We start from the raw sequence: 16,494 nt of genomic DNA, 5'->3' as shown, positions 1-16,494 counted from the left end.
TCGAGGACGCTCAGCCGTCGCGGAGCCGGTGGTCGACGACGAGGTAGGACACCCTCGCCGTGGCGAGGTTGCCGGCACGGTCCCGCACGAGGCACGTGACGGTGTGCGGTCCGAGACGGCGGGTGCTCGGCGCCCGGTCTCCGTTGCAGCTCTGGCGGGCGACGCCCGACAGCGCGTCGGTCGCCCGGGGCACGGCGACGACGACGCCGTGGCGCTGGACGACCGCCGGGGTGGCCACCGGGTCGAGGGTCGGCGGCGTGCCGTCGTAGCGGTAGGAGAAGCCGAGGTAGGACACCGAGCGCCCCACGCCGTCCACACACGTGCCGTAGACGGTGCGCGGCACTGCCGTGTCGACGGCGACGACGGATCCGCTCTGGCACCGCGCGATCCCGCCGTCGCGGTCCTGAGCCGCCCAGCGGTAGCGGGTCGGGGCGGCATACCACCCCTCGGCGTTCGGGCCACCCTCGAGACGAAGCCCGCGCGGCGGCGTCGTGTCGACGACCGAGGACCCCGCTCCGACGCCTTCGCCGCTGAGCGGCGCTCCCTGGACCCCGGTCAGACCGAGCCCTCCCCACGCGAGCGCCGCCAGTCCGGCGACCCAGGCCAAGCCGTAGGCAGTGCTGTGTGCTCGTCCGTCCGTCACGGCCCGCTCTTCCGCCCTGGGATGCCCGGTCGGCATCCGTCACAGGTCGGAACGACTTGAGACCCCGGCTGATACGCCGTGCAGCAGATCCGTGCCGCTGTCGTGGGACGGGTCGCCCGTGCCGTGACGTCGGGGACCGTCGCCGGTGCACCAGCGCGGGAAGGGTCCTCCAGGCGCCGAGAGGGTGTGGTGCACCACTCGACCCGGCCGGCTCGACCGAACCGGAGGACCATGGAGACATGAGCACGAAGACGGCCGCCCAGGCGGCAGAGCTGACCGCGGACCGGGCCACCGAGGTCGAGCGCCTCACCGGGCTGCGCCGGGAGTTCGCCGACGTCGTCGAGGCGTCCGAGGCGAACATCGCCGACGACGAGCACGACCCCGAGGGCTCGACGATCGCCTACGAACGCACCCAGATCGGCGCCCTCATCGAGCAGGCGGAGCGGCACCTCGACGAGATCGACGCCGCGCTGCAGCGGATCGCCGACGGCGGCTACGGACGGTGCGAGGTGTGTGGAGAGTCGATCCCCGACGAGCGGCTGTGCGCCAGGCCCACGGCTCGGACCTGCATCGCCCACGCCGGGGCCGCCCTCCCCTGACGGGGTATACGGAACGGCCGGGCGCGTCAGCTCAGGTCAGGTCAGGTCAGCGGACGATGCGGAAGTTGAACATCGGCGTGCCCAGGGCTCTCCAGAGACGCAGCCAGACCGGCAGCAGCATCTCGGTGCCGCGGGCGGTGGTGATGTCGCCGAGGTCGATGACGTCCTCGTGACCGAACTCGGTGAGCAGCGCGGTGACGGCTGCCTTCGCGTCGGCGTCGTCGCCGGAGACGAACACGCTGCTGCCCTCGGGGAGGGAGGCCGGTCGGACCATGAGCTCGGCGGTCAGCGTGTTGAGCGTTTTGACGACCCTGGCGTCGGGGAAGGCGCGCTGGATCTGCTCGCCGAGCGAGTCGGAGTCCTTGACGAAGAGGGTGGGCGGCATGCCCGCCGAGAAGTCGAGCGGGTTGGAGATGTCGAGGAGCACCTTGCCGGCGAGGGCGTCGGCGCCGGCGAGGCCGAGCACCGCGAGCGAGGCGTCGCCGCTCGTCGCGTTGACGACGACCTCGGCGGAGGCGGCCGCCTCGGCGAAGGTCGCGAGCGCGATGCCGGGGTGGGCCGTCGCCCACGTGGCGAAGGCGGCATTGCCCATCTGGTCGGGCTCGGTGCGGGCGAGGGTGCTCGCCGGGTCACGGGTGCCGATGGTGACCGCGTGGCCGAGCTCGTCGAGACGGGCGGCGATGGTGCGGCCGACGGAGCCGGTGCCGAGAACTGCGTAACGCATGGGACGTCCTTGGGGGTCGAGACAGAAATAGACAGATCTGTCTATTGATTCGGGACGATAGCAGACAGATCTGTCTACTCGCAAGAGTACGATGGACCCATGGCACGGACAGCGAGCGCAGCTCGGCAGCGGATCCTCGACACGGCGTTCGGGCTCTTCTACGCCCACGGCATCCGCGCGGTCGGGGTCGACCGGATCATCGCCGAGTCCGGGGTCGCCAAGCAGACCTTCTACAACCACTTCCCCGCCAAGGACGACCTCGTCCTCGCCTACCTCGACGTCGTCGACACGACGTGGTCGGGTCAACTGCACGCCGCCGCTGAGGCGGCGGGACCGGCACCCGCCGACCAGCTCGTCGGGCTCTTCGACGCCCTCGACACGGCCTGCCGGCGCGACGGCTACCGCGGGTGCGCCTTCATCAACGCCGCGGCCGAGAACGAGCCGGGCACGGCGATCCACGCCCGCACCCTCGCCCACAAGGACTCGGTGCGCGACTGGGTCCGCGGGCTCGCGGCCGACGCCGGGGCTCCTGACCCCGACGGCCTGGCCCGCACGCTGACGCTGCTCCTCGACGGCGGCCTGGCGAGCGGCTCGCTCGACGCCCGCCCTGACGCTCCCCGCGCGGCCAGGTCCGCGGCCGAGGCGCTCGTCGGCGCAGCGCTCGTGGACGCAGCGACCGCGAGCGGAGCGACCGGGGGCGCGGCAACCGCCACGCGCTGAGGCCGCTCAGCGCAGGCCGGCGGCGATGCGGTCGAAGGCCTGGTCGATGTTGCGCTCGAGGCGTCCGGAGCCGCCGTTCTGCTGGTGCTCGATGCAGGCCCGGACGGCCGCGATCGCCACGGCCACGGTCAGGCGCGCCTCGAGCGAGGAGCCCGGCTGGGCGCCGAGACGCCGCTCGAGGGCCCCCGTCAGGGCGTTCTCGATGCGGATGTTGTTGCCAACGAGGGCCGGGGCGAGCGACGGCTCGCCGAGCAGGATGCGGCGACGTCGGGCGCGCAGCTCGCGGTCGATCGACGCGGGCGCGAGCATGCCGGCGAGGATCCGGCGCAGGGACTCGAGGGGCGTCTCGCCCTCGACGTCCTGCTCCAGCGCGGCGGCATACGACTCGAGCTCCTCGGCCGTCGTGCCGATGACGGCGGCCTCCTTGGACGGGAAGTAGTTGAAGAACGTGCGCGCGCTGACGCCGGCCCGGGCCGCGATCTCCTCGGTCGTGACGGCGGCGAAGCCCTTCTCCTCGACGAGGTCGAGGGCGGCGAGGTTGAGCGCGCGGCGGGTCTCGCGCTTCTTGCGCTCACGCAGGCCGCACGACTCGTCGGTCAGCAAGTCCGTGCTCATGCCCTCATCGTGACACGTTCACTGCATGGACTGCAATTTTGCAGTGACTGCACTTTCGGCGTACGGTGGAGGACATGCCACAGAAGACCCAGGGGGTAGCCACGGACACCGCGACCGCATCAGCCAGCGGGGCGACCGTCACCAAGGCGCCCGGACTCGACCGCCCGACCCGCAACATCTTCATCGCGCTCATGCTCGGCATGCTCGTGGCGTCGATCAGCCAGACCATCGTCGGCCCGGCCATGCCGCGCATCGTCGCCGAGCTCGGCGGCATCGACCACTACTCGTGGCTCGCGACCGCAGCCATGCTCGTCAGCGCGATCACCGTCCCCATCGTCGGCAAGATGAGCGACCTCTACGGTCGCCGCGGCTTCTACCTCGGCGGTCTCGTCGTCTTCATGGCCGGCTCGATCCTGTCCGGCTTCGCCCAGAACTTCTGGTGGCTCATCGCCGCCCGCGCCATCCAGGGCGCCGGCATGGGCACGCTGATGCCGCTGTCGCAGACGATCATCGGCGACATCATCCCGCCGCGTCAGCGCGGCAAGTACCAGGGCCTCATGGGCGGCGTCTTCGGGCTCGCCTCGATCCTCGGTCCGCTCGTCGGCGGCTTCGTCACCGACAACTGGGGCTGGCGCTACCTCTTCTTCATCACGCTGCCCGTCGGCGTCTTCGCCTTCTTCGGCATCAGCCGCTTCCTCCACCTCGAGCACACGCCGCGCGAGACCGTCGTCGACAAGGCCGGCATCGCCGCGCTGTCGATGACCCTCATCCTGCTCCTCGTGCCGACCTCGCTCGGTGGCACGACACTCCCGTGGTGGTCCCCCGCCATCATCGGGATGTATGCCGCCGGCATCGTCCTGCTCGGCGTCTTCATCGCCATCGAGCGCAGGGCCGTCGAGCCGGTGCTGCCGCTGCGCCTCTTCAAGAGCCCGCTCTTCACGCTCTCCAACATCGCGGCCTTCATGGTCTCGGTCATGATGTTCGGCGCGATGATCTACCTGCCAGTCTACGCCCAGGGCGTGCTCGGCGCGTCGGCCACGAACTCCGGCCTCATCCTCATGCCGATGTCCGTCGCCATGATCGGGCTGTCGATCATCTCCGGACTCGTCATCACCAAGACCGGTCGCTACAAGCTCCAGACCATCGCGGGCATCCTCATCATGGGCGTCGGCTTCTGGCTGCTGACGCAGCTGCACTACGGCTCGAGCCAGCTCGACCTCACGCTCTCGATGATCGTCTTCGGCGTCGGCCTCGGCATGGCGCTGCAGGTCTTCACGCTCATCATCCAGAACTCCTCGCAGCGCAAGGACCTCGGCGTCGCGACGGCGTCGACGCAGTTCTTCCGCAATGTCGGCTCGACGGTCGGCACGGCCGTCTTCGGCACGATCATGACGAGCGGGCTCGCCGGCAACATCGCCTCGCACCTGCCCGCCTCGGTCGTCCAGCAGATGCAGGCGTCCGGCCAGGAGATCAGCGCCGGCTCGGTGCTCGACCCGGCGGCCCTCGCCACGCTGCCGCCGCAGATCGCGACCGGCGTCCAGCAGGGCCTGGCCGACTCGCTGCACACGGTGTTCGTCTGGGGTCTCGTGCCCTTCGCCTTCGCCCTGCTCGCCGCCCTCTTCATCAAGGAGGTGCCGCTGCGCGACACCGTGCACACGCCCGACGAGGCCGGCATCGAGCTGCTCGACACGATGTCGCAGTCGGCGCCCGACGACGAGCTCAAGGTGCCGCTGGGCCGAGAGGCCGGCAACACGCGTACGCACGAGCGTCTGCTCGGACTGCGCCTCGGCCTGCTCGCCGACTCGGCGCTGCGCGGCGACCGTCCGCTCCTGAGCCAGGCCGTGACGCGGCTCGGTGAGGGTGACCTCGACGCCGGCGCGGCGCTGCTGCACCGCACGTCGCGGATGCTGACGACCGAGGACGCCACGCTCGCCGCCGAGACCGAGCGGTTCGCCGTCGAGGTCGCGGCCCGGGCCAAGGTGCCCGGCGGCATCCTCGACGAGGCGCTCAAGCGCGAGCTCGCCACGGCCGTGGCCGAGCGCGACGCCCGGACGGTCATGACGACCGTCGAGCCGACCGTGGCCGAGCGCCACGAGGCGGTCGACATCCGCCTCCTCTCCGCTGTCGGTGACGACCTCACCGCCGTCTACCTCGTCGACCGGCAGAACGCCAGGGTCGCCGAGCAGGCCGAGGCGTCGGTGCGCTGACCGCGTCCCACTCCCCGACCTGAACCGTCGAGAGGCCGCCTGGCCGCTTCCGACACATCGAGAGGCCAGTTCTCGTCACGAGAGCTGGCCTCTCGGCTGCGTCCGGGCGGCCGGGCGTGACCTCTCGACGGTCGAGGGGTGGGGGCGTATGCCGTCCGGCCGGGCCACGCCGGGAGGTGGCCGCCCCATCGGGTGCCGACCACACCGCATACGGTGTCGGGATGAGCAAGGTAGCCCTCGTCACCGGCGCGTCCTCCGGCATCGGCGAGTCCATCGCCGTCCACCTCGTCGAGTCCGGGTGGACGGTGTACGCCGTCGCCCGCCGGGTCGAGCGCATGGCCGCGCTCGAGTCGCGCGGCATCATCCCCTTCGCCATGGACGTCACCGACGACGCGTCGATGGTCGCCGGCATCGACCGCATCATCACCGAGCAGGGGCAGATCGACGCCCTCGTCAACAACGCCGGCTACGGCTCCTACGGGCCCGTCGAGCACGTGCCGATCGACGAGGCGCGGCGGCAGTTCGAGGTCAACGTCTTCGGCCTCGCGCGGCTGACCCAGCTCGTGACACCGCACATGCGCACCCGGCGCCGCGGCCGGATCGTCAACATCTCCAGCATCGGCGGCAAGATCTACGAGCCGCTCGGCGCGTGGTACCACGCCACGAAGTTCGCCGTCGAGGGCTTCAGCGACAGCCTGCGCATCGAGCTCGCACCCTTCGGCATCGACGTCGTCATCGTCGAGCCCGGCCCGATCATCTCGGAGTGGAACACCATCGCCCGCGAGAGCATGGTCGAGCAGTCGGTGGGCACCGTCTACGAGGACCTCGCGCGCCGGATGGCCGTCATGTTCGAGCGGGTCGACACCCCGCGGATGAGCTCCGGCCCCGAGGCGGTCGCCGAGAAGGTCCTCAAGGCGCTGGAGGCCGCGAACCCGGCCGCACGCTACCCCGCCGGGCGCGGCGCGCGCGCCATCGTCACGGCCCGCCGGTTGCTGCCCGACCGCGCCATGGACGCCGTCATGCGGCGAGCGCTCTCCGGCTGACCCGACACACCCTCCCGACGTCGAAAGGCCACGAACCGGAACCGGTTCGTGGCCTTTCGACGGTAGGGGCGGGTCAGCCCCAGACGAGGGCCTGGGCCGGGTCGGCGAGGATCGCGGCCAGGTCGGACAGGAAGCGGCTGCCGAGCTCACCGTCGATGAGACGGTGGTCGAAGCTCACCGCGAGCTGCGTGACGTGGCGGATGGCGATCTCGTCGTTGCCCTCGGCATCCGTGACGACCCACGGCTGCTTGCGGATCGCGCCGAAGCACACGATGGCCGACTCCCCCGGGTTGATGATCGGGGTGCCGCTGTCGACACCGAACACGCCGACGTTGGTGATCGTCATCGTGCCGCCCGACATCTCGGCCGGCTGGGTGCGCCCCTCGCGAGCGGTGGCGGTGAGCCGGCCGATGGCCTGCGCGAGCTCGAGCATCGTCATGGCGTGGGCGTCCTTGATGTTCGGGACGATCAGACCACGCGGGGTCGCCGCGGCGATGCCGAGGTTGACGTATTTCTTCTGGACGATCTCCTGGGCGGCCTCGTCCCACGTCGCGTTCATGCCCGGGTTGCGCTTGACCGCGAGGACGAGCGCCTTGGCGAGCACGAGCAGCGGCGTGACCTTGACGTCCTTGAACTCACGGTTGCCCTTGAGGCGCTCGACGAGCTCCATCGTCTTCGTGACGTCGAGGGTGATCCACTCGGTGACGTGCGGGGCGGTGAAGGCCGAGCCGACCATCGCCTGCGCGGTCATCTTGCGAACGCCCTTGATCGGTGTGCGCTCCTCGCGCTCACCGGCACCGAACGGCATACGCGGGGTCACCGGCGTGGTGGCGGCGCTGGCCGAGTCGGTCTGTGCCGCAACGCCGTTCACGGCGGCACCGCTCACGTGGTTCGTCACGTCGTCACGCGTGATGATGCCATCGGCGCCCGTCGGGGTGACCGACGCGAGGTCGATGCCGAGGTCCTTGGCGAGCTTGCGCACGGGCGGCTTGGCCTTGGGCCGCCCGCCGGTGGCGCCTCCGGTGACGGACGGCGCCGGCGACTCGACCCGGGGAGCCGGAGCGGCAGCCTCGGCCACCGGTGCGGCAGCCGCGACCTGCTCGGTCTCGGTCGGGGCGGCAGCCACCGGAGCCGCAGCCATGCCCTTGCGCGCGCGACGGGCCGTGGCGCCCGCCTTGGCGCCGTAGCCGACGAGGATCGCCTCGGAGCCGCCACCGGCGGCACCCTCGGCCGGGGCGGCCTTCTCGCCCGGGATCGACGGTGCGGCGGCGGGAGCGTCGTCGCCGCCCTTGCCGTCGTCGATGGAGATGATCGGCGTGCCGACGTCGATGGTCTGGCCGACCTCGACGAGCAGCTCCTTGACGGTGCCGGCCCACGGGATGGGCAGCTCGACGAGCGACTTGGCGGTCTCGATCTCGAGGACCATGTCGTTGACCTTGACGGTGTCGCCGGGCGACACCTTCCACTCCACGATCTCGGCCTCGACGAGACCCTCACCGGGATCGGGCAGGTTGAACGTCTTGATTGCCATGTGTGGCAGCCCTTCTCAGTACGCGAGCGCGCGGTCGACGCCGTCGAGGATGCGGTCGAGGTCGGGGAGGAACTCCTCCTCCATCCGGCTCGGCGGGTAGGGGATGTTGGCGCCGGCGACGCGGACGACCGGGGCCTCGAGCTCGTAGAAGCACTGCTCCGTGACCTGCGCCGAGATCTCGGACGCCATGCCGAGGAAGCTGCTCGCCTCCTGGACGACGACGAGGCGACCCGTCTTGCGGACCGACGTCACGATGGTGTCGATCGGCAGCGGCGAGAGCGAGCGCAGGTCGATGACCTCGATGCTCGTGCCCTCGGCCTCCGCGGCAGCGGCGGACTCGAGCATCGTCTTGACGACGGGGCCGTAGCCCAGCAGCGTCACGTCGGTGCCCTCACGGAGCACGTTGGCCTCGAAGAGGCCACGCGGCGCGGTGGTCGCGGTCGTGTCGTACTCGGCCCGGTCGTGGTAGCGGCGCTTCGGCTCGAAGAAGATCACCGGGTCGTCGCAGGCGACGGCCTGCTGGATCATCCAGTGGGCGTCCTCAGGGTTGCTGCACGCGACGACGCGCAGGCCCGCGGTGTGGGCGAAGTAGGCCTCGGGGCTCTCGGAGTGGTGCTCCGGGCTGCCGATGCCGCCGCCGAACGGGATGCGGATGACCATCGGGATCTTGACCGCGCCGAGGGCACGGGCGTGCATCTTGGCGACCTGGCTGACGATCTGGTCGAAGGCCGGGTAGACGAAGCCGTCGAACTGGATCTCGCAGACGGGGCGGTAGCCGCGCAGCGCCATGCCGACCGCGGTGCCGACGATGCCGGACTCGGCGAGCGGGCTGTCGATGACGCGGTCCTCGCCGAAGTCCTTCTGCAGGCCCTCGGTGATGCGGAAGACACCACCGAGCTTGCCGATGTCCTCACCGATGAGCACGACCTTGGGGTCGGCCTCCATGGCCTTGCGCAGGCCGTTGGTGATGCTCTTGCCGAGCGTGACCTTCTCGAGCTGGCCGGCCATCAGTTCGCCTCCTCGAAGCTCGCCTTGTACGCGAGGTAGGCGGCACGCTCTGCCTCCATGACGGGGTGGTCCTCGGCGTAGACGTGGTCCCACATCGTCTCGCCGGCCATCGTCTCCATCGTGACGCAGCCCTCGCGCAGCTCGGCAGCGAACTGGTCGGCCTCCTCGTCGATGCGCGCGAAGAAGGCCTCGTCGGCCATGCCCTCGTGGGCGAGGAGGGTCTTGAGGCGCAGGATCGGGTCGCGGAACTTCCACTCCTCGACCTCGGCCGAGACGCGGTACTTCGTCGGGTCGTCGGCCGTGGTGTGCGCACCCATGCGGTAGGTGTAGGCCTCGATGAGGAGCGGGCCGTTGCCGTTGCGGGCCTCGTCGAGGCAGTGCTGCGTCACGGCGTACGTCGCGAGGATGTCGTTGCCGTCGACGCGGACGCCGGGGAAGCCGAAGCCGCGGGCGCGCTGGAAGAGCGGGATGCGGGTCTGCTTCTCGACGGGCTCGGAGATGGCCCACTGGTTGTTCTGGCAGAAGAAGACGACGGGTGCGTCGAAGCTCGCCGCGTAGACGAACGCCTCGTTGACGTCACCCTGCGACGAGGCGCCGTCGCCGAAGTAGCAGATGACCGCGGTGTCGCGGTCGGGGTCGCCGGTGCCGACGTTGCCGTCCATCCGCACGCCCATCGCGTAGCCGGTGGCGTGCAGCGCCTGCGCCCCGATGACGATCGTGTAGAGGTGGAAGTTGTTCTCCTGCGGGTCCCAGCCACCCTGGCTGACGCCGCGGAAGAGCTGCAGCGAGCTCTGCGGGTCCATGCCGCGCACGAAGCCGACGCCGTGCTCGCGGTAGGTGGGGAAGACGAAGTCGTGCGGCCTCAGCGCACGCCCGGAGCCGACCTGGGCGGCCTCCTGGCCGAGCAGGCTGGGCCACAGACCGAGCTCGCCCTGGCGCTGGAGCGCGTAGCCCTCGGCGTCGAGCCGGCGGATGAGGACGAGGTCGCGGTAGAAGCTCCGCAGGTCCTCGGGCGTCAGGTCCGCGACGTACTTGTCGTAGTCGGGATGGGACACGCGCTGACCCTCGGGGGTCAGCAGCTGGATCATGTCCGGGCCACCGTCGCCGACCGCGGGGGTCGGCTCCTGCAGCTCGGCGACAACCTTGTCGCTCACTGGGGCTCCTTCGCCGGTGAGACCGGCCTACTCGTTCGGCCCGCAAACGGGGGTCACCCGCTCGTCGGCTTCTGGGGGCGCAGGGCCGCCGTTCGTGACGACGGACACGTGCTTGGTCCTCGACCCGGAACTTACCGGAGAGCCCTGCGAATCTCACAATGCGGGACGGTCGTGCGCGCTGACCTGCGCAGACGCGGGCGACCACAAGGACGCCACAGCGTCCCGACGGCGTATGCCGGGTGCTCGCGTCACGCTCGCCGGCGCGCTCAGCGCCGGGTGCCCCACGTCCAGGCCGGCGTCGTGAGCAGCCCCTGGCCCTGCACGAGGGTCTCACCGAGGTCCTTGACGAGGGTGATGCCGCGGGCCGGTGAGCCGAGACCCACCGGCACCTCGTCCTCGTCGTCGGGATCGACGACGGCGAGCTCGCGGATCAGCGCGTCCGAGTGGGAGACGACCATGACCTGGCTGCGCTCGGCCGCGGCACGGACGAGGCGCGCGAGCGGTGGGAGGAGGTCGGGGTGCAGCGACGTCTCGGGCTCGTTGAGGACCATGAGCGACGGCGGGTCGGGCGTCAGCAGGGCTGCGACGAGGAGCAGGTAGCGCAGCGTGCCGTCGGACAACTCGGCACCCGTGAGCGGTCGCAGCATGCCGGGCTGGTTCAGCTCGACGTCGAAGCGGCCGCTGTCGACGGTGACCTCGAGAATCGCCCCGTCGAAGGCGTCGGCGACGGCTCGGTCGAGCTCGGAGCGGCCGTTCTCGCGGATCGTCTGGAGCGCGGCGGCGAGGTCGCGGCCGTCGTCGGCGAGCACGGGCGTGCGGGTGCCGACCTGCGGGGTCCGGGCCGGGGCCTCGGCGTCGGCGCGGAAGCCGTCGTAGAAGCGCCAGCCACGGATCATCCGCCGCACCCGGAGCAGCTCGGGCGCGCGCTCGGGATCGGCCACCTCGGTCAGCATGCTCTCCCACGGGCGCAACGAGCGGGTCAGCTCGGTCCAGCCCGGCCGCTCGGCGCGTCGGACGGCTGCGGCAGCGGGCGCGCCCGACGACCGGTAGGCGGCCGACCGTGACCCGGCTCGGGAGCCGGGCGCCTCGACCGGGTCGGACTCCCACTCGGCGACGTCGCCGTCGTCGGGTCCCCACTCCGCCCCCCAGCCGTCGTCGCCCCCGCCCGACGCTCTCGTCTCGACGACACCCCAGCGGCGCCGCACGAGCACCGAGCCCGGACGCATGACGGGCCCGGCCCAGACGACCTCGCGCTTGATCTCGGGGTCACGCAGGAACGCCGACGGCGTCCCTGCCTCGCTGCCCGTCGACTGCTGCGGCAGTCCGAGGTCGACGAGGTAGCCGAAGTCGTCGGAGGCGAAGCCGAGCCGGAGTCCGATCGGGCCCTTGCGCCGCGTGCCCTGCACCGCGTGGCCCCGGTCACGGGCGCCGCCGAGCGTCGCAGGCCCGGCCCACAGCGCGGACTGGAGACCACCCTCGCGCGCGAGCGTGCCGATGACGTCGCCGCGGCCGCAGCCCGCGAGGAGCCGGAGCGAGCGGTAGAGGCTCGACTTGCCGCTGCCGTTGGCGCCCGTGACGACGTCGAGGCCGTGGAGCGGCACGACGACGTCGCGCAGCGAGCGGTAGCCGGACACGGCAACGGCGGTGAGCATGCGTCGACCGTAGGCGGCACGTGCGACACCGGGGGCGCCTGGCCTCCGCTTCGGAGCGACCGGGTCAGGCTCTGCTCAGGCCGGTGTCGGCTCCCCAGGAGCCTCGTCCGCGCCGCCCCGACGACGGAGCAGGACGGCGACCATGACGAGGAGTGCCACGGCCCACAACGCGAAGGCCACAGCCGGGAACATGGCGACGACTGTGCGTGTGAAGATCGGTGGCCCTCCCGGGGAGAACCAGCCAAAGCTCCCCACGTCCACGCTGAGGGCCAGTGCAGCCGTCGCGATCGCGGCGACGACGGTCACCGCGGCGACCGTCCCGATCTGCCGACGACCGGCTCGGCGCCCGGGAACCCGGAGCCACAGCACGGCCGCCCCGACGCCGAGCGCCGCCGCGACTCCCAGCGCGACCAGCACCGCAACCGAGCCCTCGACCTCGGTGGACGACACCTCGGTGAGTGGACGGACCCGTCCCCACAGCCAGATGTCGAACAGGGGCACCATCGCGCCTGCCGGGGACTGCGCCGTCATGTGCTCGGTGGGCCAGACCATCGCGGCGACGAGCAGCGCCGCACCGACCGCCAGCAGGGGCGTCACGACGCGACGCACGTCAGGCCTCGGGGTCCGCGCCGTCGCCACCGGCCCCGGCGGACCAGGCGGGCAGCTCCTGCAGCGACCAGCGGTTGCCGTCGGGGTCGCTGAAGTGCACGAAGCGCCCCCACGGCTGCTCGTCGACCTCGGAGACCTCGACACCGCGGCCGACGAGCTCCGCGCGGATCGCGTCGGCGTCGGCGACGACCATCTGGAGGTTGTCGAGGCCGCCGGGGACGATCTCGGTCAGTCCCTTGCCGAACGCGATCGAGCAGGCCGACCCGGGCGGGGTCAGCTGCACGAACCGGATCTCGTCACTGACCGTGTGGTCGTGGTCGAGGACGAAACCGACCCTCTCGACGTAGAACTCCTTGGCCCGGTCGACGTCGGTCACGGGGACGGCCACCAGCTCGAGCTTCATGTCCATGCCCAGACGGTAGGCCCGCCCACCGACACGTGGGGGTCCGGACACGGCCCGTTTTCTCGAACGGCCGGACCCGCCGCTCAGCTGTCGCCGTCGGTCGGCGGGGGCGCCCCCGAGCCCGTGCCCGTCGGGGAGGGCGTGTCGCTGAAGCCGACGGCAGGCGCCCGCCCCGTGCCGACCGGACCCGGGTCCATCAGGGTGGCGACGAGCGGCGGGGTCGCCTCGACCAGGGCGTGACGCTGCCGGAGCCGCGCCGCGACACCGGCCACCGCGCCGGTGACCGAGTCGGCCACGCGGGGCAGCAGCACGGGCACGACGAGGACGGCGAGCGCCACCGTGAGCAGGACGACCGACACGACCTCGAGCCAGCCGACCGTCGTGGTCACGACGACGAGCCCCGGCTGGAGCCCGATCGTGCGGTCGTCGACCGACAGCCGCTGCACGAGGGAGCCGGCGACCGTCGCGAGCGCCAGCGCCGTCCCGACCGCCGACGCGAGCTCACCGGGCCGCCCGGCACGGACGAGTCGGAGGAGCAGCCCGGCCGCGGCGAGCACCAGGACGACGACGAGGAGCACGAGCCGCGGCACCGGGTCGGGTCCGGAGAACGCGTCGAGCAGCACGCCGTCGGAGGTGTAGACGACCTCCCGTCCCCACGACCAGATCAGCTGCTCGTAGCCCTTCGTGAAGTCGCCGACCTCCGGGACGCGGACCGCGACGACCTTCGTCGGCCACACGGCGGTGGACGCCGCCAGCAGCACGCCGACGCCGCCGATCGCCACCCCCGCGACACGCGTACGCCATCCCGCCCCGGCGGCCGGGTCGGCGTCGTGGGCGGGGCCGTCGGTCATCTCGGCGGCCGGAAGCGGTCCGGGTCGTCGGTGGGGTCGTCGCTGGGGTAGTCGGAGAAGCCGACGCCCGTGCCGGCGTGCTCACGCCTCGTGGCGGCCCGCCGGTCGGACCCCCCTGGCACGTCACGGATCGTCGCGATGCCGACGCGCGGCGCGGCCGGCTCGGCCCCGCCTCCCACATCAGCCGCTTCGTCGCGCGCCCCCTGACGCCGGGCGAGCACTCGAGCGCGGGTGGCTGCAGACCGCACCAGCGCGACCGTGGGCCGCAGCACGAGGAGCACGAGGGAGACGACGAGCAGCACGGCGGACGCCACTTCGAGATGGCCGGCGGGCAGGGTCTCGACCGCGAGCTGGTCGCCGTCGCCGAAGATCTCCGAGATCGCGACTCCCAGCCTGCGTCCCAGGCCGCCGACCACCTGTGACGCGGCCCAGGCGAGGCCGGCCGCACCGAGGACCAGGCCGTCGCTGCCGTCCCGCAACGCACACGCGACGACGCCCGCGAGACCCACGGCCAGTGCCACGACGAGGAGCACGAGGCCGGTCGTGTTGCCCACGTCGACCTGGCCGTCCGCGTTGGCCGTCGTGTCGGCGACGTGACCCCAGCTCCAGACGGACAGCCGGAACGGCGACGCGTCGGGCTCGGCCGTCTCCGGCGGCTTCTGGAGGATCGCGTGCGTGGGCAGCACGAGCGTGGGCAGGGCGAGCAGCACCCCGAGGAGCCCGACGAGCGCGGCCGTCAGCCGTCCGGGGACCACGTGCTTCCGGAGGTCCGTCACGCCCACGCCGTCACCGTCCCGTCCCCGTGGTCGCCGCCGGATCCGCCCGCCCGCGGTCGACGTGGGCCGACTCACCGTCGTCGAACGACACGGGCTCGGTCGTCAGGTGCTCACCGACGGGACGCAGCCCGGCTGCCCCCGTGCGGCCCATCGCAGAGCCGACCGCCGGAGGTCCGGCCGGCGCCACCGGGACCACGGCCTCGCCCGACGACCGGATCGCGGACGCCACCATGACCACGAGCACCACGGCTGCGGCCGTCTCGAGCGACCCCGCCGTCGTCATCTGGGTGTGGACGGTGAGGCCCGACGCGCCCTGGTCGACCTCACCGAGCGACCGGCCCACCCGGTCGGACACGGTCGTCAGCACCCGGCCGGCCAGCAGCCCGAGGGTGACGAGCGCGACAACGCGGCCCCACACGACGCGGCGAGGGACCCAGACGCCGACACCGACGAGCGCCGCGACGAGGAGCACCACGAGGACGGCGAGCCCGAGCAGGTTCCACTGGTCGCGCAGCTCGACCCCCTCGAGACCGGTCACACGGACCCGCCCCCAGCTCCACTCCCACTGGCGTGACAGGAGCGAGCCGTGCTCGCGGTCGGCGACCGCCATCTCCCACGTCGGCGAGACCAGGGACGGCAGGACGAGCAGGACACCGAGCAGCGCGAGGCCGCCGCTGACCCAGCGGTCCGTGAGCCGCTCCAGCACCGTGCCCATCCGCGACCTCCCGCGCGAGACCCGCAACGACTGCCGCGCGACATTGCGCGGCTCAGCCCATTGTCGCCCCGATCGGCTCGGTCAGCGGGCGCCGAAGCGTTCGGCGACCTCGATGAGCCGCGAGTTGGCCTCGACCTCGCCGATCGTGACGCGCACGCCGTCGTCGCCGTACTGGCGCACCGTCAGGCCCGCTTCGGCGCACGCCTGCGAGAACGCCGTCGAGTCCCCGCCGAGCGGGAACCACACGAAGTTCGCGTCGGACCGGGGCAGCGTCCAGCCCTGGTCGCCGAGCGCCTGCACGACCCGGTCGCGCTCCGCGACGAGCGACTCGACGCGCGCGTTGAGCTCGTCGAAGGCGTCGAGCGAGGCGATGGCGGCGACCTGTGCGACCGAGTTGACGCCGAAGGGCGTGGCCGTCTTGCGGAGGGCAGCGGCGACGGGAGGGTGCGCGACGGCATACCCCACCCGGAGGCCGGCGAGGCCGTACGCCTTGGAGAAGGTGCGCAGGACGACGACGTTGGGGCGGTGGCGCCAGACGTCGAGCCCGCGCACGGCGTCGGGGTCGCGGACGAACTCGACGTAGGCCTCGTCGACGACGACGATGACGTCGCTCGGGACCTTGTCGAGGAACGCCTCGAGCTCGGCCTGGTGGACGCACGGCCCGGTCGGGTTGTTGGGCGTGCAGACGAGGATGACGCGGGTGCGGTCGGTGATCGCGGCGAACATCGCGTCGAGGCGGTGGCGGGCCTGCTCGTCGAGGCCGACCATGACCGGCTTCGCGCCGGCGAGCTGGGTGACGATCGGGTAGGCCTCGAACGAGCGCCACGCGAAGACGACCTCGTCGCCGGCGTCGCACGCGGCGTTGACGATCTGCGCGAGCACCGCGACCGAGCCAGTGCCCGTCGCGAGGCACTCGGTCGGGACGTCGAGCGACTTCGCGAGCCGCTCGGTGAGCGCCGTGACGGCCATGTCGGGGTAGCGGTTCACCGTGGCCGCGGCGTCCTCGATGGCCGCGAGCACCGACGGGAGCGGACCGTAGGGGTTCTCGTTCGAGGAGAGCTTGTATGCCGTCACGCCGGCAGGTGCCGACGCGGGCTTCCCGGGCTTGTAGTCGGGCATCTGGGCCAGCACGACGCGGAGCCGGACGGTGGCGCCGGACGCCTGCGGGGCGGCATACGCCTCCTGCGGGGTGGCGCTCTCGGTCACGCTCTCGCTGACGGTCTCGGGGCTGTCGGTCATACCCG

17 protein-coding genes are annotated in these 16,494 nt (G+C 72.1%); 4 read left to right on the top strand and 13 right to left on the bottom strand.

Annotated features, from left to right (window positions below; genetic code table 11):
• Positions 1 to 10: 10 nt before the first annotated feature.
• Positions 11 to 643 (bottom strand): hypothetical protein, encoded by a 633-nt coding sequence (locus tag ACSSS0_RS13375; RefSeq protein WP_487228369.1) that lies wholly within the window; start codon positions 641 to 643, stop codon positions 11 to 13.
• Positions 644 to 882: 239 nt separating this feature from the next.
• On the opposite strand from ACSSS0_RS13375, the gene ACSSS0_RS13370 reads away from it, so the two are divergent.
• On the top strand, positions 883 to 1,242 hold the full coding sequence (locus tag ACSSS0_RS13370) for a TraR/DksA C4-type zinc finger protein (protein ID WP_487228368.1): 360 nt from the start codon (positions 883 to 885) through the stop codon (positions 1,240 to 1,242).
• A gap of 46 nt (positions 1,243 to 1,288) precedes the next feature.
• Here ACSSS0_RS13370 and ACSSS0_RS13365 read toward each other — a convergent pair whose 3' ends face one another.
• Positions 1,289 to 1,966, bottom strand: a complete 678-nt coding sequence (locus ACSSS0_RS13365; protein ID WP_487228367.1) for an NADPH-dependent F420 reductase — start codon at positions 1,964 to 1,966, stop codon at positions 1,289 to 1,291.
• A gap of 99 nt (positions 1,967 to 2,065) precedes the next feature.
• Between ACSSS0_RS13365 and ACSSS0_RS13360 the strand changes: the two genes are divergently transcribed.
• Positions 2,066 to 2,686 carry a TetR/AcrR family transcriptional regulator gene (locus tag ACSSS0_RS13360; RefSeq protein ID WP_487228366.1) on the top strand — a complete coding sequence of 207 codons (621 nt, stop codon included), beginning with the start codon at positions 2,066 to 2,068 and terminating at the stop codon, positions 2,684 to 2,686.
• A gap of 6 nt (positions 2,687 to 2,692) precedes the next feature.
• On the opposite strand, the gene ACSSS0_RS13355 is transcribed toward ACSSS0_RS13360, so the two are convergent.
• Positions 2,693 to 3,301, bottom strand: a complete 609-nt coding sequence (locus ACSSS0_RS13355; protein WP_435987443.1) for a TetR/AcrR family transcriptional regulator — start codon at positions 3,299 to 3,301, stop codon at positions 2,693 to 2,695.
• A gap of 74 nt (positions 3,302 to 3,375) precedes the next feature.
• Here ACSSS0_RS13355 and ACSSS0_RS13350 point away from each other — a divergent pair, with 74 nt between their 5' ends.
• Together ACSSS0_RS13350 and ACSSS0_RS13345 are read left to right on the top strand one after the other, a co-directional pair.
• Complete coding sequence (locus ACSSS0_RS13350; protein ID WP_487228365.1) at positions 3,376 to 5,508, top strand: MDR family MFS transporter; 2,133 nt, start codon at positions 3,376 to 3,378, stop codon at positions 5,506 to 5,508.
• A gap of 221 nt (positions 5,509 to 5,729) precedes the next feature.
• Positions 5,730 to 6,551 carry an oxidoreductase gene (locus tag ACSSS0_RS13345; protein WP_487228364.1) on the top strand — a complete coding sequence of 274 codons (822 nt, stop codon included), beginning with the start codon at positions 5,730 to 5,732 and terminating at the stop codon, positions 6,549 to 6,551.
• Positions 6,552 to 6,624: 73 nt separating this feature from the next.
• On the opposite strand, the gene ACSSS0_RS13340 is transcribed toward ACSSS0_RS13345, so the two are convergent.
• The 10 genes from ACSSS0_RS13340 to hisC form a co-directional block, all read right to left on the bottom strand.
• Positions 6,625 to 8,082, bottom strand: coding sequence for a dihydrolipoamide acetyltransferase family protein (locus tag ACSSS0_RS13340; RefSeq protein WP_487228363.1), 1,458 nt, complete (start codon positions 8,080 to 8,082; stop codon positions 6,625 to 6,627).
• 15 nt (positions 8,083 to 8,097) lie between these two features.
• Positions 8,098 to 9,090: an alpha-ketoacid dehydrogenase subunit beta gene (locus ACSSS0_RS13335; protein WP_256794467.1), complete on the bottom strand. Its 993-nt coding sequence runs from the start codon at positions 9,088 to 9,090 to the stop codon at positions 8,098 to 8,100.
• Positions 9,090 to 10,244 carry a pyruvate dehydrogenase (acetyl-transferring) E1 component subunit alpha gene (gene pdhA, locus ACSSS0_RS13330; protein ID WP_435987447.1) on the bottom strand — a complete coding sequence of 385 codons (1,155 nt, stop codon included), beginning with the start codon at positions 10,242 to 10,244 and terminating at the stop codon, positions 9,090 to 9,092. The genes ACSSS0_RS13335 and pdhA overlap by 1 nt, the downstream gene beginning before the upstream one ends.
• Before the next feature lie 266 nt (positions 10,245 to 10,510).
• Positions 10,511 to 11,896: an AAA family ATPase gene (locus ACSSS0_RS13325; RefSeq protein ID WP_487228362.1), complete on the bottom strand. Its 1,386-nt coding sequence runs from the start codon at positions 11,894 to 11,896 to the stop codon at positions 10,511 to 10,513.
• A gap of 75 nt (positions 11,897 to 11,971) precedes the next feature.
• Positions 11,972 to 12,493, bottom strand: a complete 522-nt coding sequence (locus tag ACSSS0_RS13320; protein ID WP_487228361.1) for a hypothetical protein — start codon at positions 12,491 to 12,493, stop codon at positions 11,972 to 11,974.
• Positions 12,494 to 12,506: 13 nt separating this feature from the next.
• On the bottom strand, positions 12,507 to 12,914 hold the full coding sequence (locus ACSSS0_RS13315) for a glyoxalase superfamily protein (RefSeq protein ID WP_435987451.1): 408 nt from the start codon (positions 12,912 to 12,914) through the stop codon (positions 12,507 to 12,509).
• Positions 12,915 to 12,991: 77 nt separating this feature from the next.
• Positions 12,992 to 13,759: a hypothetical protein gene (locus ACSSS0_RS13310; protein ID WP_487228360.1), complete on the bottom strand. Its 768-nt coding sequence runs from the start codon at positions 13,757 to 13,759 to the stop codon at positions 12,992 to 12,994.
• Positions 13,756 to 14,535, bottom strand: coding sequence for a hypothetical protein (locus ACSSS0_RS13305; protein WP_487228359.1), 780 nt, complete (start codon positions 14,533 to 14,535; stop codon positions 13,756 to 13,758). Before ACSSS0_RS13305 ends, ACSSS0_RS13310 begins: the two co-directional genes overlap by 4 nt.
• A gap of 10 nt (positions 14,536 to 14,545) precedes the next feature.
• A complete protein-coding gene (locus tag ACSSS0_RS13300) occupies positions 14,546 to 15,250 on the bottom strand; it encodes a hypothetical protein (protein ID WP_487228358.1) in 705 nt (234 codons plus the stop codon).
• An 81-nt stretch (positions 15,251 to 15,331) separates the two neighbouring features.
• The gene (hisC, locus tag ACSSS0_RS13295) at positions 15,332 to 16,489 is read right to left on the bottom strand and encodes a histidinol-phosphate transaminase (RefSeq protein WP_487228357.1); all 1,158 of its coding nucleotides are present in this window, start codon (positions 16,487 to 16,489) and stop codon (positions 15,332 to 15,334) included.
• Between the last annotated feature and the right edge of the window lie 5 nt (positions 16,490 to 16,494).

The organism is Terrabacter sp. R4-6, from assembly GCF_057529065.1.
This window is presented reverse-complemented; position numbering and strand designations above follow the sequence as displayed.

Coding starts and splice junctions, on each gene's coding strand:
- ACSSS0_RS13345 (WP_487228364.1), top strand. CDS start 5,730: ATGAGCAAGGTAGCCCTCGTCACCGGCGCGTCCTCCGGCATCGGCGAG.
- ACSSS0_RS13300 (WP_487228358.1), bottom strand. CDS start 15,250: ATGGGCACGGTGCTGGAGCGGCTCACGGACCGCTGGGTCAGCGGCGGC.
- ACSSS0_RS13310 (WP_487228360.1), bottom strand. CDS start 13,759: ATGACCGACGGCCCCGCCCACGACGCCGACCCGGCCGCCGGGGCGGGA.
- ACSSS0_RS13355 (WP_435987443.1), bottom strand. CDS start 3,301: ATGAGCACGGACTTGCTGACCGACGAGTCGTGCGGCCTGCGTGAGCGC.
- ACSSS0_RS13365 (WP_487228367.1), bottom strand. CDS start 1,966: ATGCGTTACGCAGTTCTCGGCACCGGCTCCGTCGGCCGCACCATCGCC.
- ACSSS0_RS13350 (WP_487228365.1), top strand. CDS start 3,376: ATGCCACAGAAGACCCAGGGGGTAGCCACGGACACCGCGACCGCATCA.
- ACSSS0_RS13340 (WP_487228363.1), bottom strand. CDS start 8,082: ATGGCAATCAAGACGTTCAACCTGCCCGATCCCGGTGAGGGTCTCGTC.
- ACSSS0_RS13360 (WP_487228366.1), top strand. CDS start 2,066: ATGGCACGGACAGCGAGCGCAGCTCGGCAGCGGATCCTCGACACGGCG.
- ACSSS0_RS13335 (WP_256794467.1), bottom strand. CDS start 9,090: ATGGCCGGCCAGCTCGAGAAGGTCACGCTCGGCAAGAGCATCACCAAC.
- hisC (WP_487228357.1), bottom strand. CDS start 16,489: ATGACCGACAGCCCCGAGACCGTCAGCGAGAGCGTGACCGAGAGCGCC.
- ACSSS0_RS13370 (WP_487228368.1), top strand. CDS start 883: ATGAGCACGAAGACGGCCGCCCAGGCGGCAGAGCTGACCGCGGACCGG.
- ACSSS0_RS13315 (WP_435987451.1), bottom strand. CDS start 12,914: ATGGACATGAAGCTCGAGCTGGTGGCCGTCCCCGTGACCGACGTCGAC.
- ACSSS0_RS13325 (WP_487228362.1), bottom strand. CDS start 11,896: ATGCTCACCGCCGTTGCCGTGTCCGGCTACCGCTCGCTGCGCGACGTC.